General features: G+C 75.1%; 2 protein-coding genes. One reads left to right on the top strand and one right to left on the bottom strand.

Annotated features, from left to right (window positions below; all coding sequences use genetic code 11):
* Positions 1 to 229 precede the first annotated feature (229 nt).
* Entirely contained in the window at positions 230 to 325 is a 96-nt protein-coding gene (locus tag FVA95_RS33595; RefSeq protein WP_255474725.1) for an acyl-CoA dehydrogenase family protein, read from the top strand.
* Positions 326 to 328: 3 nt separating this feature from the next.
* Here FVA95_RS33595 and FVA95_RS31205 read toward each other — a convergent pair.
* Positions 329 to 707: hypothetical protein (locus FVA95_RS31205; RefSeq protein WP_161992533.1), on the bottom strand; the 379-nt coding region annotated here is incomplete at its 5' end.

Below are 707 nucleotides of genomic sequence, written 5' to 3'. Positions count from 1 at the left end.
GTGAACAGCTTCAACAAGCCGTCCGGGCCGGTCAGTTCCAGCCCCCGCGCTCGGGCGTCGGCCACCATCGCCGCTGCGGCGGCCTGCTCGGGCGAGAACCGCCGACCCGAACCCGTCTCGTTCTCAGCAGAGCCCATAGGGTCTGATGTCATCACTCACAGTGCCCATCCCGCCGGACGCTGAGGTCCGGCGTGTCGGGCCGGAACCACCGTTCGTTGCACAGGCCCGCATGGAGCGGTTGCTGCGCCAGAGCGTGGTCTCGACGGTGTACGGCGGGACCAGCGAGATCCAGCGCGACATCATCGGCAAGTCCTACGGGCTGTAGGCCTCAGGCCGCGGAGTTCCGGGCGAGCTCCGCGGTCCCGCGGTCGTCCTCCGCCTCGGCCTGCTGGTCGGGGCGCGGGGCGGGGACGGCCGTCGGGCCGACGTGGGCGGCCGCCTCGGCGCGGACCCGCGCGGCCTCGGCGGCACGGCGGATGTGCGCCGGGACGAGCGCGGACCGCTCGGGCAGCCGCATCGGCGGCACCGCGCCACCGTTGCGGCGCACCTCACGGGACCGCTGCAGGTAGGCCCAGCCGCCACGGGCGAGCCGGCTGCCGCGCTCGACCAATCCGCTGTCGGGCATCGCGTCGCCGGCGCCGGCTTCGCGGTCGGAGATGTGGCGCAGCCGGGCGACCGCGGCCGGGAGCCGGCGCAGCGCGACCGAC

The organism is Pseudonocardia sp. EV170527-09, from assembly GCF_008369905.1.
In the GTDB taxonomy this organism is placed as follows: domain Bacteria; phylum Actinomycetota; class Actinomycetes; order Mycobacteriales; family Pseudonocardiaceae; genus Pseudonocardia.
Note: the sequence above shows the minus strand (reverse complement) of the source record. Positions and strands in the feature narration are given on the sequence as shown.